Origin of the sequence: Pseudomonas sp. UBA3153 (genome assembly GCF_002364635.1) — a bacterium.
Classification (GTDB): Bacteria; Pseudomonadota; Gammaproteobacteria; order Pseudomonadales; family Pseudomonadaceae; genus Pseudomonas_O; species Pseudomonas_O kuykendallii.
The window spans coordinates 1-18,318 of record NZ_DEYR01000075.1 but is presented as its reverse complement, the minus strand read 5'-3'; the positions used below and the strand labels follow the sequence as shown (position 1 = coordinate 18,318).

Here is an 18,318-nt window from a genome sequence, read left to right as displayed (position 1 = left end):
GGACGGTGGCCGCGGCGCCGAACGCGGGCGGCTCGAAGGGCAGCATCTGCCCGGCGGCGTCCAGGGTGGCGCACAGCTCGACGAGCGGGGTGCCGCTGCGCACGCTGATGACCAGTTCGGTGGGGTCGTAGTTGACGATGCCGCGGTGCTCGGCGGTGCTCAGCGCCGTGCCCTGAACCGGACGTCCGAGGAACGCCTTGCTGTTGCCGCCGCGGATCGCCAGCGGGGTGTTGGATGTCAGCGCCTGCTGGACGTCGGCGAGCAGGCGTTCGCTGATGTCGGCGTCGCGGCTGCCGGTTGCGCGTGGTTCGACGCTCATCAGAAACGCTCCAGTTCGGGGAAGGGCAGCTGCCCGGCATGGATGTGCATGGCGCCGAATTCGGCGCAGCGGTGCAGGGTCGGGATGTTCTTGCCGGGGTTGAGCAGGCGCTCTGGGTCGAAGGCCGCCTTCACCGCGTGGAACAGCGTCAGCTCGTCGGAGTTGAACTGCGAGCACATCTGGTTGATCTTCTCGCGCCCGACGCCGTGTTCGCCGGTGATGCTGCCGCCCACCGCCACGCAGAGTTCGAGGATCTTGCCGCCGAGCTCCTCGGCGCGCTCCAGTTCGCCGGGCTGGTTGGCATCGAAGAGGATCAGCGGGTGCATGTTGCCGTCGCCGGCATGGAAGACGTTGGCCACGCGCAGGTCGAATTCGCCGGACAGCTCGCCGATGCGCTGCAGCACGCCCGGCAGTTCGCGGCGCGGGATGGTGCCGTCCATGCAGTAGTAGTCCGGCGACAGCCGCCCCACTGCCGGGAAGGCGTTCTTGCGACCGGCCCAGAAGCGCACGCGCTCGGCCTCGTCGCGGGCCAGACGCACTTCGCTGGCGCCGGCCTTCTCCAGCACCGCGCGCACGCGGTCGCAGTCGGCATGTACGTCGGCTTCGACGCCGTCCAGTTCGCAGAGCAGGATCGCCTCGGCGTCCACCGGGTAGCCGGCGTGGATGAAGTCCTCGGCGGCGCGGATCGCCAGGTTGTCCATCATCTCCAGCCCGCCGGGGATGATGCCCTCGGCGATGATGTCGCCGACCGCGCGCCCGGCGGCTTCCACCGAGGCGAAGCTGGCCAGCAGCACCTTGGCGACCTGCGGCTTGGGTAGCAGCTTGACGGTGACTTCCACCACCACGCCGAGCATGCCCTCGGAGCCGGTGAACAGCGCCAGCAGGTCGAAGCCGGGGCTGTCCAGGGCGTCCGAGCCGAGCGTCATGCGCTCACCCTCGATGGTGACGATTTCCACGCTGAGCAGGTTGTGCACGGTCAGGCCGTACTTCAGGCAGTGCACGCCGCCGGCGTTCTCGGCGACGTTGCCGCCGATGGAGCAGGCGATCTGCGAGGACGGGTCCGGTGCGTAGTAGAGGTCGTGGGGCGCGGCGGCCTGGGAGATCGCCAGGTTGCGCACGCCGGGCTGCACGCGGGCGAAGCGCCCGGCGGGATCGATCTCAAGGATGCGGTTGAAGCGCGCCATCACCAGCAGGATGCCCTGTTCCAGCGGCAGCGCGCCGCCGGAAAGCCCGGTGCCGGCACCGCGGGCGACCACCGGAACCTTCAGCCGGTTGCACAGCTTGAGCAGGGTTTCGACCTGCTCGATCTGGCGTGGCAGCACCACCAGCATCGGCGTGGTGCGGTAGGCGGAGAGGCCGTCGCACTCGTAGGGCTTGAGGTCTTCGGCGCTGTGCAGGATGTCCAGGTCGGGCAATTGCCGGCGCAGCTCGGTGAGCAGCGCCTGCTTGTCGACCTTCGGTAACGCGCCGTCGACACGCTCGTCATAGAGGATGTTCATATCAGGCTCGGTCAGCTCTATTGTCGTTGTTGTCTCGCGCCGTCCGGTCGAGGTAGGCGCGTATGCGTCGCATGGTGCGCCGGCGTCCGCGCGCGCGTCCATCGCTGGTAGCACTGGTCCTACCAGTTTTTGCAGGGGCATTGGTCGTACAGATCGTTGCAAGCCAGGCACAATGGCAGTCAGAGATAACCGGCCGTTCACTCATGACTGGCGGGTTATACCTGGTCCTACCAGTGCGACGAGGTGAAGGATGCTTACGGAAACGCCCAGCGTACGTGGCCAGGTCGCCGACAGGGTCGCCGAGCGCATCGAACGCCTGATCGTCGACGGCGTGCTCAAGGTCGGCCAGGCGCTGCCGTCGGAGCGGCGCCTGTGCGACAAGCTCGGCGTGTCGCGTTCGGCGCTGCGCGAGGGTCTGCGCGTGCTGCGCGGCCACGGCATCATCGAGACCGCCCAGGGCCGCGGCTCGTTCGTCGCCTCGTTGTCCGGCAAGCGCGATGCCACGCCGCTGATGCACCTGTTCAGCTCGCAGCCGCGCACGCTCTACGACCTGCTGGAAGTGCGCGTGCTGCTGGAGGCGGAGTCGGCGCGGCTGGCGGCGCTGCGGGGCACCGACGCGGATTTCGTCCTGCTCGGCCGGCGCTACGAGGAAATGCTCGCGGCCCACGAGGGCGAGGGCACCGACCCGAGGGAACATGCGCGTCTCGACCACGCCTTCCACCTGGCGATCTGCGAGGCGTCGCACAATCCGGTGCTGGTGCACACGCTGCAATCGCTCACCGACCTGATGCTCAGCACGGTTTACGCCTCGGTGAACAACCTCTACCACCGGCCGTTGCAGAAGCGCCAGATCGACCGCCAGCACGCACGCCTCTACCAGGCGGTGATCGGCCGCCTGCCCGATCAGGCGCAGCGCGCGGCGCGCGACCATATCCAGAGCATTCGCGACAACCTGCGCGAGATCGAGCAGGAAGAGCAGCGCCTGGTGCGCGCCGGGATGCGCCTGGAGGGTTGGGCCTAGGCACGGCGAACTTCGCGGTGCGCGCGGCGCACCCTACGGAGCGGCGGATCGCTTCGGGCGCGAGGTTCGTCCTAGGGTGCGCCGCGCGCACCTTGGGTGACGATGCGGGTTGAGGGTTTGGCGCAGGAGTGTTTCGGTGCGCATGGCGCATCCTGCAAACTGCGGCGGGTTAATTCATGCTCATCCACTGGTCGCTGAGGGTGCGGGTGTTGCGGTCGACCACGGTGGGCGCGTAGGGACGACCGGACACGCTGATCAGCGAGTTGCTCTGGCTGTTGAGGTCCAGCAGCGCGGCGCGGAGGAACTTCCAGCGCGTCTGCAGGCGGGCCAGGGCGGCGGGGTCGCGGGCGGCGAAGGTCTGGATCTCCGCGTCGATGGACGGCACCAGTTGGCGCTCGTCCTGGCCGAGGTAGTTTTCCGGCTGTTCGCGGGCGATCTCGAAGGCGCCGAGGTAGGCGCGATTGAGGTACTGCACGCCGAGGTACTCCACCTTGGCGGCGACTTCGGTGTGCGGCGCGCCGGGCATCGCGCGGGCGGCGGTGAGGAAGTCGCGCAGGCGCTTGTTCAGCTCCAGCGGATAACCCCAGGGCATGGCGTCCTCCCTGGGGCCGAAGGCCACACCGCGGCGCAGTTCGGTCACCAGGTCGCGCTGTTCGGCGAGCAGCGCGCTGCTGGGCTCCGGCACGCGGCGCATGGCGGCATCGAGGGCCTTGATGTCCTGTTCGAGGCGTTCGCGGTACATGTCCTGGAAGCCTTCCCCGCGCAGCAGGATGAGGCTCGACGTGGCGCGTGAGGCGTAGATCTGCACCTGCTCGAGAACCGACAGCTCGGCCTGCGCGGCGGGCGCGGCGACGGTCGTCAGCCCGGCGAGGAGGGTGCACAGCAGTACGAGGAATGGCTTGGGATTCATTTCCGGAAAGCTCCTGATCTTATTGTTGTGAGCCAGCGCTGCCTCTCTGGGCAGTCGGTGCATAGCCTAACGCCGAAACGGAGTTTTCGGATTGCTCGAAAGTGTGATTTTTACGATCGAACGCGTCGAACTCGACGCCATTGCGTGCGCAATCGCGGCGGAATGAGCCTGGGAGGGTCGGCGGAAGGCCGCGCGCCCGTCTGGCGCGCGGCGGCGGGGTGGTCAGACGTGCTGCACGGCGCTGGACGGCGTGAGAATCGCCTTCGGCTTGAAGTACAGGGTTTCGCCGCGGACCAGGCCGGCGAGGCTGCCGTGATCCTTGGCGACTTCCGCCTCGATCAGTTCGTCCTGGCCTTCGACCTGCAGGGTCACGCGGGTGATCGCGCCCAGCGGGCGGATGTCGCGGACCTGCGCGGCGCGGTGTTCGTCCGCGGCCGAGCGCGACAGCGAGACCTCGTGCGGGCGGAACAGCAGGTGGTTGTCCTCGGCCAGTTGCAGGCGGTTGGAGTCGCCGAGGAAGTGGTAGACGAACTCGCTGGCGGGTTTCTCATAGACCTCCGCCGGGGTGCCGATCTGCTCGATCACGCCCTTGTTCATCACCACGATGCGGTCGGCGACTTCCATCGCTTCTTCCTGGTCGTGGGTGACGAACACCGAGGTCAGGTGGACTTCCTCGTGCAGGCGCGCGAGCCAGCGGCGCAGCTCCTTGCGCACCTTGGCGTCGAGCGCGCCGAAGGGTTCGTCGAGCAGCAGGATCTTCGGCTCCACGGCCAGCGCGCGGGCCAGGGCGATGCGCTGGCGCTGGCCGCCGGAGAGTTGCTCCGGGTAGCGGTCGGCGAGCCAGTCGAGCTGCACCAGGTTGAGCAGTTCGTGGACCTTGCTGGCGATCACGCTTTCGCTCGGGCGCTGCTTCTTCGGCTTCATGCGCAGGCCGAAGGCGACGTTGTCGAACACCGTCATGTGGCGGAACAGGGCGTAGTGCTGGAAGACGAAGCCGACGTTGCGGTCGCGCACGTCATGGCTGGAAACGTCCTCGCCATGGAACACGATGCTGCCGGTGTCCGGGGTTTCCAGGCCGGCGATGATGCGCAGCAGCGAGGTCTTGCCGCAGCCGGACGGGCCGAGCAGGGCGACCAGTTCGCCGCTGCGGATGTGCAGGTCGATGTTCTTCAACGCCTGGAAGTTGCCGAAGTGTTTGTTGATGCCACGAATCTCGATGCTCATGTCAGCCTCGTTTGCTGTGCCACGGCGTTGGCCGGGTGACGGCGCGTGGCGCCGGTAGTTTCGTTCGGTATCTGGCGCGCGATCATTCGTCGTCGCGCACCAGGCTGCGGCTCAGCCGCGATTCGCTCCACTGCCGCAGCAGGAGGATCACCAGGGCCATCGCCAGCAACAGGATCGCCACGCTGAACGCGGCGACGATGTTGTATTCGTTGTAGAGAATCTCGATGTGCAGCGGCAGCGTGTTGGTCATCCCGCGGATGTGCCCGGAGACCACCGATACCGCGCCGAATTCGCCCATCGCCCGGGCCGTGCAGAGTACCACGCCATAGATCAGCGCCCATTTCACGTTGGGCAGGGTGACGTGCCAGAACATCTGCCAGCCGTTCGCACCGAGCAGCCGCGCGGCCTCTTCCTCGGTGGTGCCCTGTTCTTCCATCAGCGGAATCAGCTCGCGGGCGACGAAGGGAAAGGTGACGAAGATGGTCGCCAGGACGATCCCCGGCACGGCGTAGACGATCTGCAGGTCATGCGCCTGGAGGAACGGGGCGAAGACGCCCTGCGAACCGAACAGCAGCACGTAGATCAGGCCGGCGACCACCGGCGAAACCGAGAACGGCATGTCGATCAGGGTGATCAGCAGGCTCTTGCCGCGGAACTCGAACTTGGTCACGCACCAGGCCGCGGCGACGCCGAACACCAGGTTCAACGGCACCGATATGGCGGTGGCCAGCAGGGTCAGCTTGAGGGCGGAGATGGCGTCCGGTTCGCTGATCGCATTCCAGAACACGTCCAGCCCGCGTTGCAGGCCCTGGGTGACGACGATGTACAGCGGCAGCAGCAGGATCACCGCGAAGATGATCCAGGCCAGGCCGATCAGGACCAGGGCGGCGGGCGTGCGCTGTACGCCAGCGCGCACGGCGTTGTCCCTGGCCAGCGTTGCGCTTGCGATGCTCATCCCGCGCTCCTCAGTTCTGCGGCTGCAGGCGACGCTGCAGCAGGTTGATCAACAGCAGCAGCACGAACGACACCGCCAGCATCAGCACCCCGATCCCGGTCGCGCCCTTGTAGTCGTACTGGTCGAGCTTGGAGGCGATCAGCAGCGGCAGGATCTCGGTCTTCAGCGGGATGTTGCCGGCGATGAACACCACCGAGCCGTACTCGCCGACGCCGCGGGCGAAGGCCAGGGCGAAACCGGTGATCCAGGCCGGCAGCAGGCTCGGCATCAGCACGTGGCGGAACACCTGCAAGGGGCGCGCACCCAGGCAGCTCGCCGCTTCCTCGATCTCCTTGGGAATGTCGGCCAGCACCGGCTGCAGCGTGCGCACCACGAACGGCAGGGTGACGAACACCAGCGCCAGGGTGATGCCCAGCGGGGTGTAGGCGATCTTGAAGGGGAACAGCGAGCCGATCAGCCCGTTGGGCGCGTACAGGGACGTCAGCGCGATGCCGGCCACCGCGGTGGGCAGGGCGAAGGGCATGTCGACCATCGCATCGATGATGCGCCGGCCGGGAAAGCGGTAGCGCACCAGCACCCAGGCCAGCACGGTGCCGAGTACACCGTTGAGCAGGGCGGCGAACAGCGCGGTACCGAACGACAGTTTGAGCGAGAACAGCACTTGGCGGCTGCTGATCAGCGACCACCATTGTTCGACGGTCATCTGCAGGGAATAGATCAGCATGGCGCCGAGGGGAATCAGGACGATCAACGCGAGGTAGCTGATCGTGTAGCCCAGCGTCAGCCCGAAGCCGGGTATGACCGGGGAGGTTCGGTGGGACATGTGGCGTCCTTGGGTAAGGTATCTGAGCCTGGTCGGAATCGCCGGTGCCGCTCCTCCGGGAGCGGCTCGCGGTGTATCTGTAGTTACTGGTTGATCTTCTTGAAGATGTCGTCGAACACGCCGCCATCGTCGAAGAACTTGGGCTGGGCCTGCTTCCAGCCGCCGAACTCTTTGTCGATGGTCACCAGTTCGAGCTGGGCGAACTTGTCCTTGAACTCGGCCGCGACCTTGGCATCGCGGGGACGGTAGAAGTTCTTCGCCGCGATGCGCTGGCCTTCCTCGCTGTAGAGGTATTGCAGGTAGGCGTCGGCGACCTTGCGGGTGCCCTTGCGATCGACGTTGGCGTCGACCACCGAAACCGGCGGCTCGGCGAGGATCGACAGCGACGGGGTAACGATTTCCAGCTGGTCGCCGCCTTGCTCGGCGAGCGACAGGTAGGCCTCGTTTTCCCAGGCCAGCAGCACGTCGCCGAGCTGGCGCTGGACGAAGCTGATGGTCGCACCGCGGGCGCCGGTATCGAGCACCGGGGCGTGGCGGTAGAGCTCGGTGACGAACTCCAGCGCCTTGTCATCGCTGCCGTACTTCTTCTTCGCATAGGCCCAGGCGGCGAGGAAGTTCCAGCGCGCGCCACCGGAGGTTTTCGGGTTCGGGGTGATCACCTCGACGCCGCTCTTCACCAGATCGTCCCAGTCCTTGATGTGTTTCGGGTTGCCCTTGCGCACCAGGAACACGATGGTCGAGGTGTACGGCGTGCTGTTCTGCGGCAGGCGCGCCTGCCAGTTGGGGTCGATCAGCGGCTTGAGCAGGTTCAGCGCGTCGATGTCGCCGGACAGCGCCAGGGTCACCACGTCGGCCTGCAGGCCATCGATCACCGCGCGGGCCTGTTTGCCCGAGCCGCCGTGGGATTGCTTGATGACCACGTCTTCGCCAGTCTCGGCCTTCCAGTGCTTGGCGAAGGCGGCGTTGTACTCGACGTACAGCTCGCGGGTGGGGTCGTAGGAAACGTTGAGCAGTTCGGTGGCGGCGAAGGACTGCGCGCTGAACAGGGCGCCAGCGATCAGCGCCAGGCTGAACGAACGGATGGATTTGCTCGACATGCTGTGCTCCGAAGCGCGCCGTTCCTGGCGCGCGGATGAATGCTGGGGTGTTGGTCGGTTCGGTGTTCGGGGTCAGCGCATTCGCCAGCAACAACGGCGATACCGGCGCGGCGACATGCGTGTTCTGGTTTTCATGGTCATGCCTCCGGCGGTCCGGTCGGTGGTGAATTCAGGCCGGCTTGCCGGAGGACGGCTGCAGGCGGAATTTTTCCTTGCGTTCGATCTGCACGACCTGGGCGTTGTGGACGGTGATTTCCACCGAGCCGAAACGCAGGTCGCGCAGGGCGCTCTGGATTTCGCGCAGGATGCTTTGCTCGTCCTGGCCATCGACGCTTCTTATGGTTGCGCTCATGGGAGTCTTTCCTTCGCTGGCGCCATGCGATGGCAATGGCGTGGAGCGGAATATAAAGGCGAATTTTTATTCTCAAAAATACCGTTTTAGCATTTTTATATAACCTTTAGAGCGCATGCCGATTTGCCGTTATTTAGAATTTATAGAATAAGAACATAATCTTTTATTCCTTCATTGCTCGATTCACGCTGCCTACACTGCCGCCAGAACATTGGAGGCGAACATGCGCAACGAATCGATCCGCTACCTCATCGTGCCCGGCTGGCAGGGCTCCTCGGACGAGCATTGGCAGAGCCATTGGCAACGCAGCCTGCCAAACAGCGCGCGGGTCGAGCAGGCCGACTGGGAACGGCCGCAACGTGAAGACTGGGTGGTGGCACTGGAGCGCGAAATCGCCGCCGAGCGCACGCCAGTGATGCTGATCGCCCACAGCCTGGGTTGCGTCACCGTCGCGCACTGGGCCGAGCGGGCCTCGCCCGCCCTGCTGCGCCGCGTGCGTGGTGCGCTGCTGGTGGCGCCGGCGGACGTCGAGCGCCCCGGTTGCCCGGAAGCGCTGCGCAACTTCGCGCCGATTCCCACGCAGCCGCTGCCGTTCCCCAGCCAGCTGATCGGCTCCGACGACGATCCGGCCGCCACCGCCGCCCGCGCGCTGGAGCTGGCGCGTGGCTGGGAATCCGAGGCGAGCATCCTGGTCGGCGCCGGGCACATCAACGTGAAGTCCGGCTACACCCGCTGGGAGCAGGGTTTCGCCTGGCTCTACCGGCTGCAGGCACGGATCGAGCGGCTGGCGCGACACAGCGCCTGAATCCTCCTTTCTTCAATCGCGGCCGCCGCGCCCATGGAAGCCCCGGCGGCCTCGACGTTTCAGGAACAATCCCATGCACGACGATCTGCGCCAGCCGCTGCTGGCTTTCCCCGATGCCGAAAAGAACCCGCTGAGCATTCGCGCCAAGGCACTGGTGTTCATCGACCCGCGTTCGCGGCAGCTGCGCGAACGGGTCGAGCAACTGGCCGACAGCGAATTGCCGGTGCTGATCCGCGGCGAAACCGGCACCGGCAAGGAGCTGCTGGCGCGTTATATCCACCGCAGCAGCGAGCGCCAGGGATTGTTCGTCGCGGTCAACTGCGAGGCGCTGAGCCCGACCTACGGCGAGGCCGAGCTGTTCGGCCATGCGCCGGGCGCCCACACCGGCGCCGCCAGCAGCCGCGCCGGCTGGTTCGGCTCGGCCACCGGCGGCACGCTCTATCTGGACGAAATCGGCGACCTGCCGCTGGCCTTGCAGGGCAAGTTGCTGGCCGCACTGGAGACCCGCGAGGTGACCCGCGTCGGCGCGCGCCAGCCGAGCCCGGCGGACGTGCGCCTGGTCGCCGCCACCAGTATCGACCTGGGCCAGGCCGTCGCCGCCGGCAAGTTCAACGAGCGTCTCTACCACTACCTGGGCGACGGCTACGTGCACCTGCTGCCATTGCGCGAACGGCCCGGCGACATCCTCGCCTTGGGCGAGTACTTCCTCGGCACCTACGCCCAGCGCCTCGGCCTGGCGCTGCCGCAGTTCGCCCAGTCCGCGCGTGAGGCCCTGGAGCAGCACGACTGGCCGGGCAACACCCGCGAGCTGGAGAGCGTCATCCACTTCGCGCTGCTGGTCAGCAGCGGCGCGGAGATTCTCGCCGAGCACCTGAACCTGCCCGCGCCCTGCGGATTGGCGCGTCTCGAACGGCAGCTGCAGCTCGCCGCCGAGGACCCGCAGACGCGCGCCGCGCTGTTCGATCTGCTGCGCCGGGTGCTGGCGGACGAGCCGCGCGCGCAGCCATAACCTTATGCGCTAATCGTATTTATATCCGCAATTCTTATTCACTTATAGTCGTCACTCGCGTACCTGCCGGCCAACCGGCGCGCCGCACATGAAACGAGAAGCCGGGGCAACATCGTCCTGATCCTTTCACTGCGCGCGTCCGTCGCGCCTGCGTGGAGAAACATCCATGAACGCGGTCACTGCGGTGGCGACCCCTTCCCCGGAGACCACCTCGCAACACTTCGAGATCCGCCCGCTGGGCCAGCTTGGCGCGGAGATCGTCGGCCTCGACCTCGCCCGCCCGTTGAACGCCGCGGACTTCGCCCGGGTCCATCGCGCGCACCTCGACCACGGCCTGCTGGTATTCCGCGACCAGCACATCAGCGCGCAGCAGCAGGTCGATTTCAGTCGCCGTTTCGGCCCGCTGCAGATCCACGTGCTCAAGCAGTTCCTGCTGGCCGGGCACCCGGAAGTCTTCATCATTTCCAACATCGTCGAGAACGGCCAGCCGATCGGCCTGGGCGACGCCGGCAAGTTCTGGCACTCGGACCTGTCCTACAAGGAATTCCCCAGCCTGGGCTCGATGCTCTACGCCCAGGAGTTGCCGGAAGAGGGCGGCGACACCCTGTTCGCCAGCCAGCAACTGGCCTACGAAACCCTGCCGGCCGAGCTGTCCCGGGCGATCCAGGACAAGCGCGCGGCGCACTGCTACACGGCGCGCTACGCCGATGAAGTGTTCAAGGGCATTCGCCGGCCGACGCTGACCACGGCGCAGCTCGCCGAGGTCACGGCGGTGGTTCATCCGGTGGTGCGCACGCACCCGGAAACCGGACGCAAGGGCCTGTTCGTCAACGAGAACTTCACCACCCACATTCTCGACATTCCCGAGGACGAGAGCCGGCAGATCCTCGCCGAGCTGTACGCCCACAGCGCGCGCCCGGAGTTCATCCACCGCCACGTCTGGCAGCCGCACGACATGGTGTTCTGGGACAACCGTTCGCTGATCCACCTCGCCACCGGTTGCCCGGGCCATATGCGCCGCCGCATGCACCGCACCACCATCCAGGGCGAAGTGCCGTTCTGAACGGCGCGCCTCCTCAGCCCCAACCCAGTAAAGGAAATCCGATGAACGCCGTCCTGCAAGGCCACACGGCCAGCGCTTCGGCACTGGCAGCACTGCTGCACGTGGACAAGGTCAGCCTGGAATACAAGACCCCGCAACGCGTGGTGCGGGCTACCCATGAAGTGAGTTTCGACGTCTATCCGGGCGACCGTTTCGTCCTGCTCGGCCCGTCGGGTTGTGGCAAGTCGACCCTGCTCAAGTCGGTCGCCGGCTTCATCGAGCCGCGCGACGGGGAAATCCGCCTCGACGGCCAGCGCGTCAGCGAACCCGGTCCCGACCGCATCGTGGTGTTCCAGGAATTCGACCAGCTGCCGCCGTGGAAGACGGTGAAGCAGAACGTCATGTTCCCGCTGCTCGCCTCGCGCACCCTCAAGCGCCGCGAGGCCGAGGAGCGCGCGCTGCATTACCTGGAAAAGGTCGGCCTGGCCGCCTTCGCCGATGCCTACCCGCACACCCTTTCCGGCGGCATGAAGGCGCGCGTCGCCATCGCCCGCGCGCTGGCCATGCAGCCGAAGATTCTGCTGATGGACGAGCCGTTCGCCGCGCTCGACGCGCTGACCCGCCGCAAGATGCAGGAGGAACTGCTGCAGCTGTGGGACGAAGTGCGCTTCACCCTGCTGTTCGTCACCCACTCCATCGAGGAGGCGCTGGTGGTGGGCAACCGCATCCTGCTGCTCTCGCCGCATCCGGGGCGCGTGCGCGCCGAGATCAACGCGCACCCGTTCGACCTGCACAGCCTGGGCGGCGTCGACTTCCAGCACACCGCGCAGCGCATCCACCGGTTGCTGTTCGATGAAGACGCTGAGCCGCCGGTCGAGTCCGACCTGCGCTTCCAGGACATCCGCATTTCCTACTGACACGGGAGCACCACCATGAAACTGATCCCGCCCGTGCGCGAGGAATACGAAGTCACCCCGGCGCCGCTGGTCGGCCTGCCGCTGGAGCGCGAGCTGCCGCTGGCGCAACGCCTGTGGCAACAGGGCTGGCTGCGCAAGACGCTGATCCTGGTGCTGCTGGTGGTGCTCTGGGAGCTGGTCGCGCGCTACCAGGCCAACGACCTGATGCTGCCGAGCTTCCTGCAGACCGCCCGCGCCTTCTTCGAAGACGTGGCCAGCGGCGTGCTGATCGAGCGCGTCGGGATTTCCCTGTCGATCCTGTTCAAGGGTTACCTGATCGGCATCGCCCTGGCGTTCGGCCTGACCACCCTGGCGGTGTCGACCCAGCTCGGCCGCGACCTGCTCAGCACCCTGACCTCGATGCTCAACCCGCTGCCGCCGATCGCGCTGCTGCCGCTGGCGCTGCTCTGGTTCGGCCTCGGCCAGGCCAGCCTGGTCTTCGTGCTGGTGCATTCGGTGCTCTGGCCGCTGGCGCTGAACACCTACGCCGGCTTCCTCGGCGTCTCCGAAACTCAGCGCATGGCCGGGCGCAACTACGGCCTGCGCGGGCTGCGTTTCGTCCTGCTGATCCTGGTGCCGGCGGCGCTGCCGTCGATCCTCGCCGGGCTGAAGATCGGCTGGGCCTTCGCCTGGCGCACGCTGATCGCCGCCGAGCTGGTGTTCGGTGCCTCCAGCGGCAAGGGCGGGCTGGGCTGGTACATCTTCCAGAACCGCAACGAGCTGTACACCGACAAGGTCTTCGCCGGGCTGGTCGCGGTGATCCTGATCGGCCTGGTGGTGGAGAACCTGGTGTTCTCCACCCTCGAGCGAGTCACCGTGAAGCGCTGGGGAATGCAGCGCGGCTAACGCCCTTCCCCGTAGGGTGGATGACGCTTTTTTCATCCCGCAACACCCGCCCGGTGGATCGATAAGGCGCGATCCACCCTACGGGTCTGGGGATGCAGCGGGGGTAATGCCCGTCCGTAGGGTGGATGACGCTGTTTTCATCCACCACGACATTGCCAAGGTGGTCGCCACCCGGTGGATCGATGACGCGCGATCCACCCTACGAACTCTCCGAGACCGGGCCGCCGGATCGATAACTGCCAACACCGACATCCGGCCGTCAGCGGCCCATTAACTTTTTGGGGACACCATGAACCATCGCATTCGCACCACCCTGCTGGCCGCCGCGTTGCTGGCGCCGGCGCTGGCCCAGGCCGAAGGCAGCATCAGCATCGCGCAGCAGTTCGGCATCGGCTACCTGATCCTCGACGTGGTCAAGGAACAGAGGCTGATCGAGAAACACGGCAAGGCCCTGGGCCTGGACAACGTCGAGGTCGACTGGCGGACGATTTCCGGCGCCACCGCGATGAACGAGGCGCTGCTGGCCAACGCCCTGGACGTCGTCTCGGCCGGCGTACCGCCGATGCTCACCCTGTGGGACCGCACCCGCGGCAAGCAGAACGTCAAGGCCATCGCCTCGCTCGGTTCGATGCCCAACTACCTGCTGAGCAACCGCGCCGAGGTGAAGACCCTCGACGACCTCTCCGACAAGGACCGCATCGCCGTGCCGGCCGCGGGCGTCGGCTTCCAGTCGCGCACCCTGCAGATCGAGGCGGCCAAGCGCTACGGCAAGGCCGACTTCCAGCGTTTCGACAAGATTTCCGTGAGCCTGCCGCACCCGGACGCCACCGCCGCGCTGCTGGCCGGCGGCTCGGAGATCAGCGCGCACTTCTCCAGCCCGCCGTTCCAGTACCAGGCGCTGGAAAACCCCAAGGTGCACAAGCTGATCAGCTCCTACGACATCCTCGGCGGCCAGGCCACCTTCAACGTGCTCTACACCACGCAGAAATTCCATGATGAGAATCCGAAGACCTACAAGGCCTTCTATGACGCCCTCGTCGAGGCCTCGCAGATCATCAAGGCGGACAAGGCCAAGGCTGCGCAGACCTACATCGACGTCGAGCAATCCAAGCTGCCGCTGGCCTTCGTGCAGAAGATCGTCGAAGACCCGGAGATCGACTTCACCGTCTCCCCGGAGCGCACCTTCATCTACGCCGAGAAGCTCAACGAGCTGGGCGTGCTGAAGAACGAGGCGGCGTCCTGGCAGGACTATTTCTTCGAGGAAGCCCACGTCAATCCGGGCAGCTGATCGGTCCCGCCTGCTGACGAACCGCCGCGTCCGCGTCACGCTGTTCGCCGCCGCCTGCCAGTTGCGCGAGGCCGGCTGGCCGGCGAACGCGTGGTGGCGCTGAACACCGGCGCCGGCATCAAGTACCCCGACACCCTCAGCGTCGAGGTGCCGCTGCTGGAGCCGGACGATCGACTGCCACGTTGATGCCGGCTCGTGGGGGGACGTATCCGTTCCGTAGGGTGCGCCATGCGCACCGGCACTTTGGGTGCCGGGCGAAGGGTGGCGACTTAGCGCTGCGCGGCGCGTGGCGGCAACTGGTCGTTGGCGATGGCTTCGCCGAAGGGGCTGATCAGGTTGGCGCCGAGCTTTTCCCGGACCGGCAGCGGCAGCAGCGGGAACACCAGCTCGGCGAAGCGGTAGGCCTCTTCCAGATGCGGGTAGCCGGAGAGCACGAAGGTGTCGGCGCCCAGCTCGGCGTATTCCAGCAGGCGGTCGGCGACCTGTTGCGGGCTGCCCACCAGCGCGGTGCCGGCGCCGCCGCGGACCAGGCCGACGCCGGCCCAGAGGTTGGGGCTGACGACCAGGTCGCCGCGCTTGCCGTTGTTCAGTTCCTGCATGCGTTGCTGGCCGTGGGAATCCATCCGCGCCAGCGAGGCCTGGGCGCGGGCGATGGTGTCGTCGTCGAGGTGGCTGATCAGGCGATCGGCGGCCTGCCAGGCTTCCTGCTCGGTCTCGCGGACGATCACGTGCAGGCGCACGCCGAAACGCACGGTGCGGCCGAGGGCGGCGGCGCGGCGACGAACGTTCGTCATGCCCGAGAAAGTTGCCGTCGGCTTCCAGGTCGGACGAGTCGCCGCCGGCCACCACGTTGACCAGCAGGCGTCCGCCGGACAGCCGATCCAGCGTCGCGGCCATGCGCACATTGGCGGTCACCGAGAAGGTCGCCGGGCGCAAGGCGACCAGGAATTTCAGCGTGCGGGTCACCGGAACCAGGCTGGAAGCCACGATCCACGAGTCCTCGCAGGAACGCCCGGTGGGAATCAGGACGCCGCCGTAGCCGAGCTTTTCCGCCGCCTGGGCGATCTGTTGCAGGTAGGCCTGATCCACGGCGCGTGCCTGATTGGCACTGCCCAGGTAGCGGCCGTCGCCGTGCGTTGGCAGGAACCAGAAAACATTGAGACTCATATTAACTCCCTAAGGTTTGATTATACGGGGAGCCATTCTTTCAATTGGGCGGTGCGTTGAAAGTTGATATGTATCAAGTGGAATCTGGCAGGTTCGCCTTTATCAAGATCGTTTTGGTGGAGGCGAATTCAATAGGTAATAAGCGCTCACTTAGGCCTATAAGCTGATAACTTTTTCAATGGCATCGAGGTAATTAACCGCTGCGCCGGAAGTGTTCTACGTCAGCGCCGCCACACACTCGCCAGCCAGGGTTGCTGGTCGCGCGGCAAGCCTTCGGGCCGGTAGTAGTGTTCCAGCTCGGTGAAGCCGGCGGCGGTGAGGTAATCGCGCCAGCGCGCCCAGTCATGCCAGGCGCCATAGCGTTCGCCGCTCCAGCCTTCGCGGTTGTCGCCGCGCGGGTTGGAGGCGAACAGTACGCCGCCGGGCTTGAGCGTGGCGTGCAGCTGGCGCAGCACGCGCGGCAGGTCGGCGCGCGGTACGTGGAACAGCGAGGCGTTGGCGAACACGCCGTCGAAGCGTTCCGGCGGCAGGTCGAGGGCGAGGAAATCCTGTTGCCAGACCTCGCAGCCGCTGTCGGCGCGGGCCATCTCGACGAAGCGCGCGGTGCCGTCGAGGCCGACCGGCGCGTGGCCGAGGGCCTTGAAGGTGCGCAGGTCGCGGCCCGGCCCGCAGCCAAAATCCAGCAGCGCGAACGGCGCCTCGGCCTGAATGTGGCGCAGCAGCGCGGCGATGTTCTGGCTGACGTCGTGGTCGCGGGTGCCCTCGCGAAAGCCTTCGGCGTTGCGCGCGTAGTGGGCGAGGGTCAGGCGGCTGATCGCACCCTTGTCGTCGGCGTCCATTGGCTTACTTCTTCATCCATTTGCCGTTGAGCTGGATGTATTGGCCGCTCGGGGTCTTGTCCAGCGCCTTCTTGCCGGCGATGGCCTCGACGTCGCCCAGGGCGATGCCGTTCTGCTTGGCCAGGCGCTGGTACTCGGCGCGGCGCGCCTGGTTGATCTGCGCGGCGATGTCCTCGGCCTGGCCGCCGGGCTTGACCACGCCGAGGTAACCGTCGGGTTGCTCGCCGAGCTGGCCGGCGGCCTTGGCGGCGCCGAGCGCGGACATCGCCTCGTTGAGGCTGAGGGCGAAGGCCGGAGTGGCCAGGCAGAGGGCCAGCAGGCTGGCTGCGAAGGTGTGGCGAAGGCGCATGGCAAGTCTCCTAGAAAAGGCCGCTGGATTCGTCGAGGACGTTGTCCAGCGCCTTGTCGACCTTGATGTAGATCTCGTGCTCGATCTTCACGTTGAGGTTGATGTTGATCGGCTCGTTGGGCACCGCCAGTTGCACGGTGGGGGTACAACCGACGCCGGACAACAGCAGCAGGGCGACGGCGAGGATGTGGCGCTGAACCATCAGGGTTTCTCCTCGGTGGGCGACTCGGCGGGGCGCTGCAAACGCTCCTGCACCCGTCGCTGGATGGTTTCGCTGACCCGGCCGCTCAGTTGCAGGCTGGTCAGCAGGGCCGGAATGTCTTCTTCCAGGTTGATGTTGAAGTTGAACGGCCGGCCGCGTTCCAGGTCCGGATTGCGCCCGTTCAGGCGCAGGTTGAGCATCAGCTTGCCGGCCTCATCGTAACTGACCGCGCTGCTGAGCAGCTCGTAGCGAAAATCCTCCAGCGCGTCGGCCACCAGCTTCATCGCCGGGTTGGCCTGGGCCAGGGCGATGATCTTCGGCGAATGGAAGCGCAGCATGCCGCCCGGCGGCCGGGCCGCGATTTCACCCTGGTCGATGCGCAGCGCCTGGCCGTTCCAGTGCAGCGGCAGGCGCCCGTCCAGCACGCCGTCGCCACTCAAGCCTTCGGCCGGGTAGGCGCGGAACAGTTCCGCCAGTTGCAGCCCCCGCAGTTGCAGCGGCAGATCGAGACCGGCCGCCGCCAGGTCGCCATTGCCCGGCTCCAGCCACAGCCGGCCACCGAACAGCGCGGTTTCCGCGCGCTGCCAGTCGAGCCGCCCGGCGGCGGGCCGTTGCAGGCTGGCACGGTAACGTCCGGCAAAACGCAGCGGGCCGATCGCCAGGCCCGGATTGAGTTCGCCCAGGCGCAGGTCGGGCAGTTCCAGTTGCAGGGCCTTGTCGCTCAGCGTGACGCGCGCATCGCCGCTGAGCCCGGACAGCTCCACGCGGTCGTAGATGCCGCCGAGGTTCTGCGCGTTCAGCACCAGGTCCAGTTCGGGCACGCCGTCGCGCAGGTCGAGTTGCGCATGGGCGCGCAGCCGGCCGTCGTCCAGCTCCAGCAGCGCCGGCCATTCCGCCAGAGTCTTCGCCAGCGGGTTGCCGGCACGCATGAACAGTTCCTGCAACTGCGCCTTCAGGTGCAGCGCGCCACCGAAGGCGTAGTCGAGCTGCACCTGCGCGGGCAATCCGGCGTCGTTGCCCAGCGCGCCTTCCGCGCTCAGCGCGGCGAGGTCGCTGTCGAATTTGCCCTGCCAGCTCCAGCCCTGCGGCCGCAGGGTGGCCTGGCGCAGCTGGGTCGTTTGCAGGCGCGCGGGACCTTGTGCGCGCAAGGTGTCCAGGCCGGCGTCGGAGTAGCCGGCATCCAGCGCCACGCCGGCCAGCGTGGCGTCGAGCGCGTGCAGTTCGAGGGTCGACTGGCCGGCGTCGAGCAGGTCGACGCGTTCGCTGTGCACCTGCGCGGGATTGCCCAGCAGCAGCCGCGCCTGCCGTCGATCGACCTGCCCGCTGAAGGCCAGGTCGAGGCTCGGCCGGGTCAGGCGCAGGCCGTCCAGCGCGAGCCTGGTGCTCTGACCGCGCAGGCGCGCGCTGTCGATCTGCAGCGTCCAGGGCGGCTGCGTGGCGGTGGCGAGCCTGGCTTCGAGGGTCGCGGCGAGCGCGCCCTGGCTGGCCAGTTGCAGGTCGAACGGCAGCAGGCCGTCGCTGCGCGGGCCTTCGGCCGGGACGATGCGCAGGTCGAGGCTGTCGGCGCGCAGGCCGGCGGGCAGCGTGTCGCGCCAACTGCCGGCGAGGTTGTCCA

Annotated in this window: 19 protein-coding genes and 1 pseudogene; 7 read left to right on the top strand and 13 right to left on the bottom strand. The window is 66.9% G+C overall.

Translation table 11 applies throughout. The annotated features are described in order from the left end of the window. A partial coding sequence (locus B2X67_RS16915; RefSeq protein WP_286786204.1) for an FAD-binding protein occupies positions 1–319 on the bottom strand: 319 nt, incomplete at its 3' end. Further along, positions 319–1,818 carry a glycolate oxidase subunit GlcD gene (gene glcD, locus B2X67_RS16910; RefSeq protein ID WP_286786203.1) on the bottom strand — a complete coding sequence of 500 codons (1,500 nt, stop codon included), beginning with the start codon at positions 1,816–1,818 and terminating at the stop codon, positions 319–321. The genes glcD and B2X67_RS16915, both read right to left, overlap by 1 nt. Before the next feature lie 250 nt (positions 1,819–2,068). Between glcD and glcC the strand changes: the two genes are divergently transcribed. Continuing rightward, positions 2,069–2,839 (top strand): transcriptional regulator GlcC, encoded by a 771-nt coding sequence (glcC, locus tag B2X67_RS16905; protein WP_286786202.1) that lies wholly within the window; start codon positions 2,069–2,071, stop codon positions 2,837–2,839. 169 nt (positions 2,840–3,008) lie between these two features. On the opposite strand, the gene B2X67_RS16900 is transcribed toward glcC, so the two are convergent. From B2X67_RS16900 to oscA, 6 genes are all read right to left on the bottom strand, one after another. Next, complete coding sequence (locus B2X67_RS16900) at positions 3,009–3,749, bottom strand: hypothetical protein (protein ID WP_286786201.1); 741 nt, start codon at positions 3,747–3,749, stop codon at positions 3,009–3,011. A 222-nt stretch (positions 3,750–3,971) separates the two neighbouring features. Beyond that, the gene (locus B2X67_RS16895) at positions 3,972–4,973 is read right to left on the bottom strand and encodes a sulfate/molybdate ABC transporter ATP-binding protein (protein WP_286786200.1); all 1,002 of its coding nucleotides are present in this window, start codon (positions 4,971–4,973) and stop codon (positions 3,972–3,974) included. Positions 4,974–5,055: 82 nt separating this feature from the next. Continuing rightward, positions 5,056–5,928, bottom strand: coding sequence for a sulfate ABC transporter permease subunit CysW (gene cysW / locus B2X67_RS16890; protein ID WP_286786199.1), 873 nt, complete (start codon positions 5,926–5,928; stop codon positions 5,056–5,058). Between the two features lie 10 nt (positions 5,929–5,938). Then, positions 5,939–6,751: a sulfate ABC transporter permease subunit CysT gene (cysT, locus tag B2X67_RS16885; RefSeq protein WP_286786198.1), complete on the bottom strand. Its 813-nt coding sequence runs from the start codon at positions 6,749–6,751 to the stop codon at positions 5,939–5,941. A gap of 83 nt (positions 6,752–6,834) precedes the next feature. Further along, positions 6,835–7,848 (bottom strand): sulfate ABC transporter substrate-binding protein, encoded by a 1,014-nt coding sequence (locus B2X67_RS16880; RefSeq protein WP_286786197.1) that lies wholly within the window; start codon positions 7,846–7,848, stop codon positions 6,835–6,837. A gap of 169 nt (positions 7,849–8,017) precedes the next feature. Next, entirely contained in the window at positions 8,018–8,200 is a 183-nt protein-coding gene (oscA, locus tag B2X67_RS16875) for a sulfur starvation response protein OscA (protein ID WP_273234586.1), read from the bottom strand. A gap of 223 nt (positions 8,201–8,423) precedes the next feature. On the opposite strand from oscA, the gene B2X67_RS16870 reads away from it, so the two are divergent. From B2X67_RS16870 to B2X67_RS16845, 6 genes are all read left to right on the top strand, one after another. Continuing rightward, positions 8,424–9,005, top strand: coding sequence for an alpha/beta hydrolase (locus tag B2X67_RS16870; protein WP_286786196.1), 582 nt, complete (start codon positions 8,424–8,426; stop codon positions 9,003–9,005). A 73-nt stretch (positions 9,006–9,078) separates the two neighbouring features. Further along, positions 9,079–10,014 (top strand): sigma 54-interacting transcriptional regulator, encoded by a 936-nt coding sequence (locus B2X67_RS16865; RefSeq protein WP_286786195.1) that lies wholly within the window; start codon positions 9,079–9,081, stop codon positions 10,012–10,014. A gap of 166 nt (positions 10,015–10,180) precedes the next feature. Then, complete coding sequence (locus B2X67_RS16860; protein ID WP_286786194.1) at positions 10,181–11,077, top strand: TauD/TfdA dioxygenase family protein; 897 nt, start codon at positions 10,181–10,183, stop codon at positions 11,075–11,077. Between the two features lie 41 nt (positions 11,078–11,118). Beyond that, positions 11,119–11,973: an ABC transporter ATP-binding protein gene (locus B2X67_RS16855; RefSeq protein WP_286786193.1), complete on the top strand. Its 855-nt coding sequence runs from the start codon at positions 11,119–11,121 to the stop codon at positions 11,971–11,973. Between the two features lie 15 nt (positions 11,974–11,988). Then, positions 11,989–12,858, top strand: coding sequence for an ABC transporter permease (locus B2X67_RS16850; RefSeq protein ID WP_286786192.1), 870 nt, complete (start codon positions 11,989–11,991; stop codon positions 12,856–12,858). 289 nt (positions 12,859–13,147) lie between these two features. Continuing rightward, positions 13,148–14,146 (top strand): ABC transporter substrate-binding protein, encoded by a 999-nt coding sequence (locus B2X67_RS16845; RefSeq protein ID WP_286786191.1) that lies wholly within the window; start codon positions 13,148–13,150, stop codon positions 14,144–14,146. A 269-nt stretch (positions 14,147–14,415) separates the two neighbouring features. Here B2X67_RS16845 and B2X67_RS16840 read toward each other — a convergent pair. The 5 genes and pseudogenes from B2X67_RS16840 to B2X67_RS16820 all read right to left on the bottom strand — a co-directional run. Next, positions 14,416–15,313, bottom strand: a pseudogene (locus B2X67_RS16840) (LLM class flavin-dependent oxidoreductase). A gap of 221 nt (positions 15,314–15,534) precedes the next feature. Then, the gene (locus B2X67_RS16835) at positions 15,535–16,152 is read right to left on the bottom strand and encodes a class I SAM-dependent methyltransferase (RefSeq protein WP_286786190.1); all 618 of its coding nucleotides are present in this window, start codon (positions 16,150–16,152) and stop codon (positions 15,535–15,537) included. A 4-nt stretch (positions 16,153–16,156) separates the two neighbouring features. Next, complete coding sequence (locus B2X67_RS16830) at positions 16,157–16,501, bottom strand: YdbL family protein (protein ID WP_282344223.1); 345 nt, start codon at positions 16,499–16,501, stop codon at positions 16,157–16,159. Positions 16,502–16,511: 10 nt separating this feature from the next. After that, a complete protein-coding gene (locus B2X67_RS16825; RefSeq protein ID WP_282344221.1) occupies positions 16,512–16,703 on the bottom strand; it encodes a YnbE family lipoprotein in 192 nt (63 codons plus the stop codon). Beyond that, positions 16,703–18,318 (bottom strand): YdbH domain-containing protein (locus B2X67_RS16820; protein ID WP_286786189.1); only part of this gene is annotated, 1,616 nt, incomplete at its 5' end. The genes B2X67_RS16825 and B2X67_RS16820, both read right to left, overlap by 1 nt.

Bases quoted from the DNA above. Each gene is read 5' to 3' on its own strand.
- glcD (WP_286786203.1), bottom strand. From the start codon at position 1,818: ATGAACATCCTCTATGACGAGCGTGTCGACGGCGCGTTACCGAAGGTC.
- glcC (WP_286786202.1), top strand. From the start codon at position 2,069: ATGCTTACGGAAACGCCCAGCGTACGTGGCCAGGTCGCCGACAGGGTC.
- B2X67_RS16900 (WP_286786201.1), bottom strand. From the start codon at position 3,749: ATGAATCCCAAGCCATTCCTCGTACTGCTGTGCACCCTCCTCGCCGGG.
- B2X67_RS16895 (WP_286786200.1), bottom strand. From the start codon at position 4,973: ATGAGCATCGAGATTCGTGGCATCAACAAACACTTCGGCAACTTCCAG.
- cysW (WP_286786199.1), bottom strand. From the start codon at position 5,928: ATGAGCATCGCAAGCGCAACGCTGGCCAGGGACAACGCCGTGCGCGCT.
- cysT (WP_286786198.1), bottom strand. From the start codon at position 6,751: ATGTCCCACCGAACCTCCCCGGTCATACCCGGCTTCGGGCTGACGCTG.
- B2X67_RS16880 (WP_286786197.1), bottom strand. From the start codon at position 7,848: ATGTCGAGCAAATCCATCCGTTCGTTCAGCCTGGCGCTGATCGCTGGC.
- oscA (WP_273234586.1), bottom strand. From the start codon at position 8,200: ATGAGCGCAACCATAAGAAGCGTCGATGGCCAGGACGAGCAAAGCATC.
- B2X67_RS16870 (WP_286786196.1), top strand. From the start codon at position 8,424: ATGCGCAACGAATCGATCCGCTACCTCATCGTGCCCGGCTGGCAGGGC.
- B2X67_RS16865 (WP_286786195.1), top strand. From the start codon at position 9,079: ATGCACGACGATCTGCGCCAGCCGCTGCTGGCTTTCCCCGATGCCGAA.
- B2X67_RS16860 (WP_286786194.1), top strand. From the start codon at position 10,181: ATGAACGCGGTCACTGCGGTGGCGACCCCTTCCCCGGAGACCACCTCG.
- B2X67_RS16855 (WP_286786193.1), top strand. From the start codon at position 11,119: ATGAACGCCGTCCTGCAAGGCCACACGGCCAGCGCTTCGGCACTGGCA.
- B2X67_RS16850 (WP_286786192.1), top strand. From the start codon at position 11,989: ATGAAACTGATCCCGCCCGTGCGCGAGGAATACGAAGTCACCCCGGCG.
- B2X67_RS16845 (WP_286786191.1), top strand. From the start codon at position 13,148: ATGAACCATCGCATTCGCACCACCCTGCTGGCCGCCGCGTTGCTGGCG.
- B2X67_RS16835 (WP_286786190.1), bottom strand. From the start codon at position 16,152: ATGGACGCCGACGACAAGGGTGCGATCAGCCGCCTGACCCTCGCCCAC.
- B2X67_RS16830 (WP_282344223.1), bottom strand. From the start codon at position 16,501: ATGCGCCTTCGCCACACCTTCGCAGCCAGCCTGCTGGCCCTCTGCCTG.
- B2X67_RS16825 (WP_282344221.1), bottom strand. From the start codon at position 16,703: ATGGTTCAGCGCCACATCCTCGCCGTCGCCCTGCTGCTGTTGTCCGGC.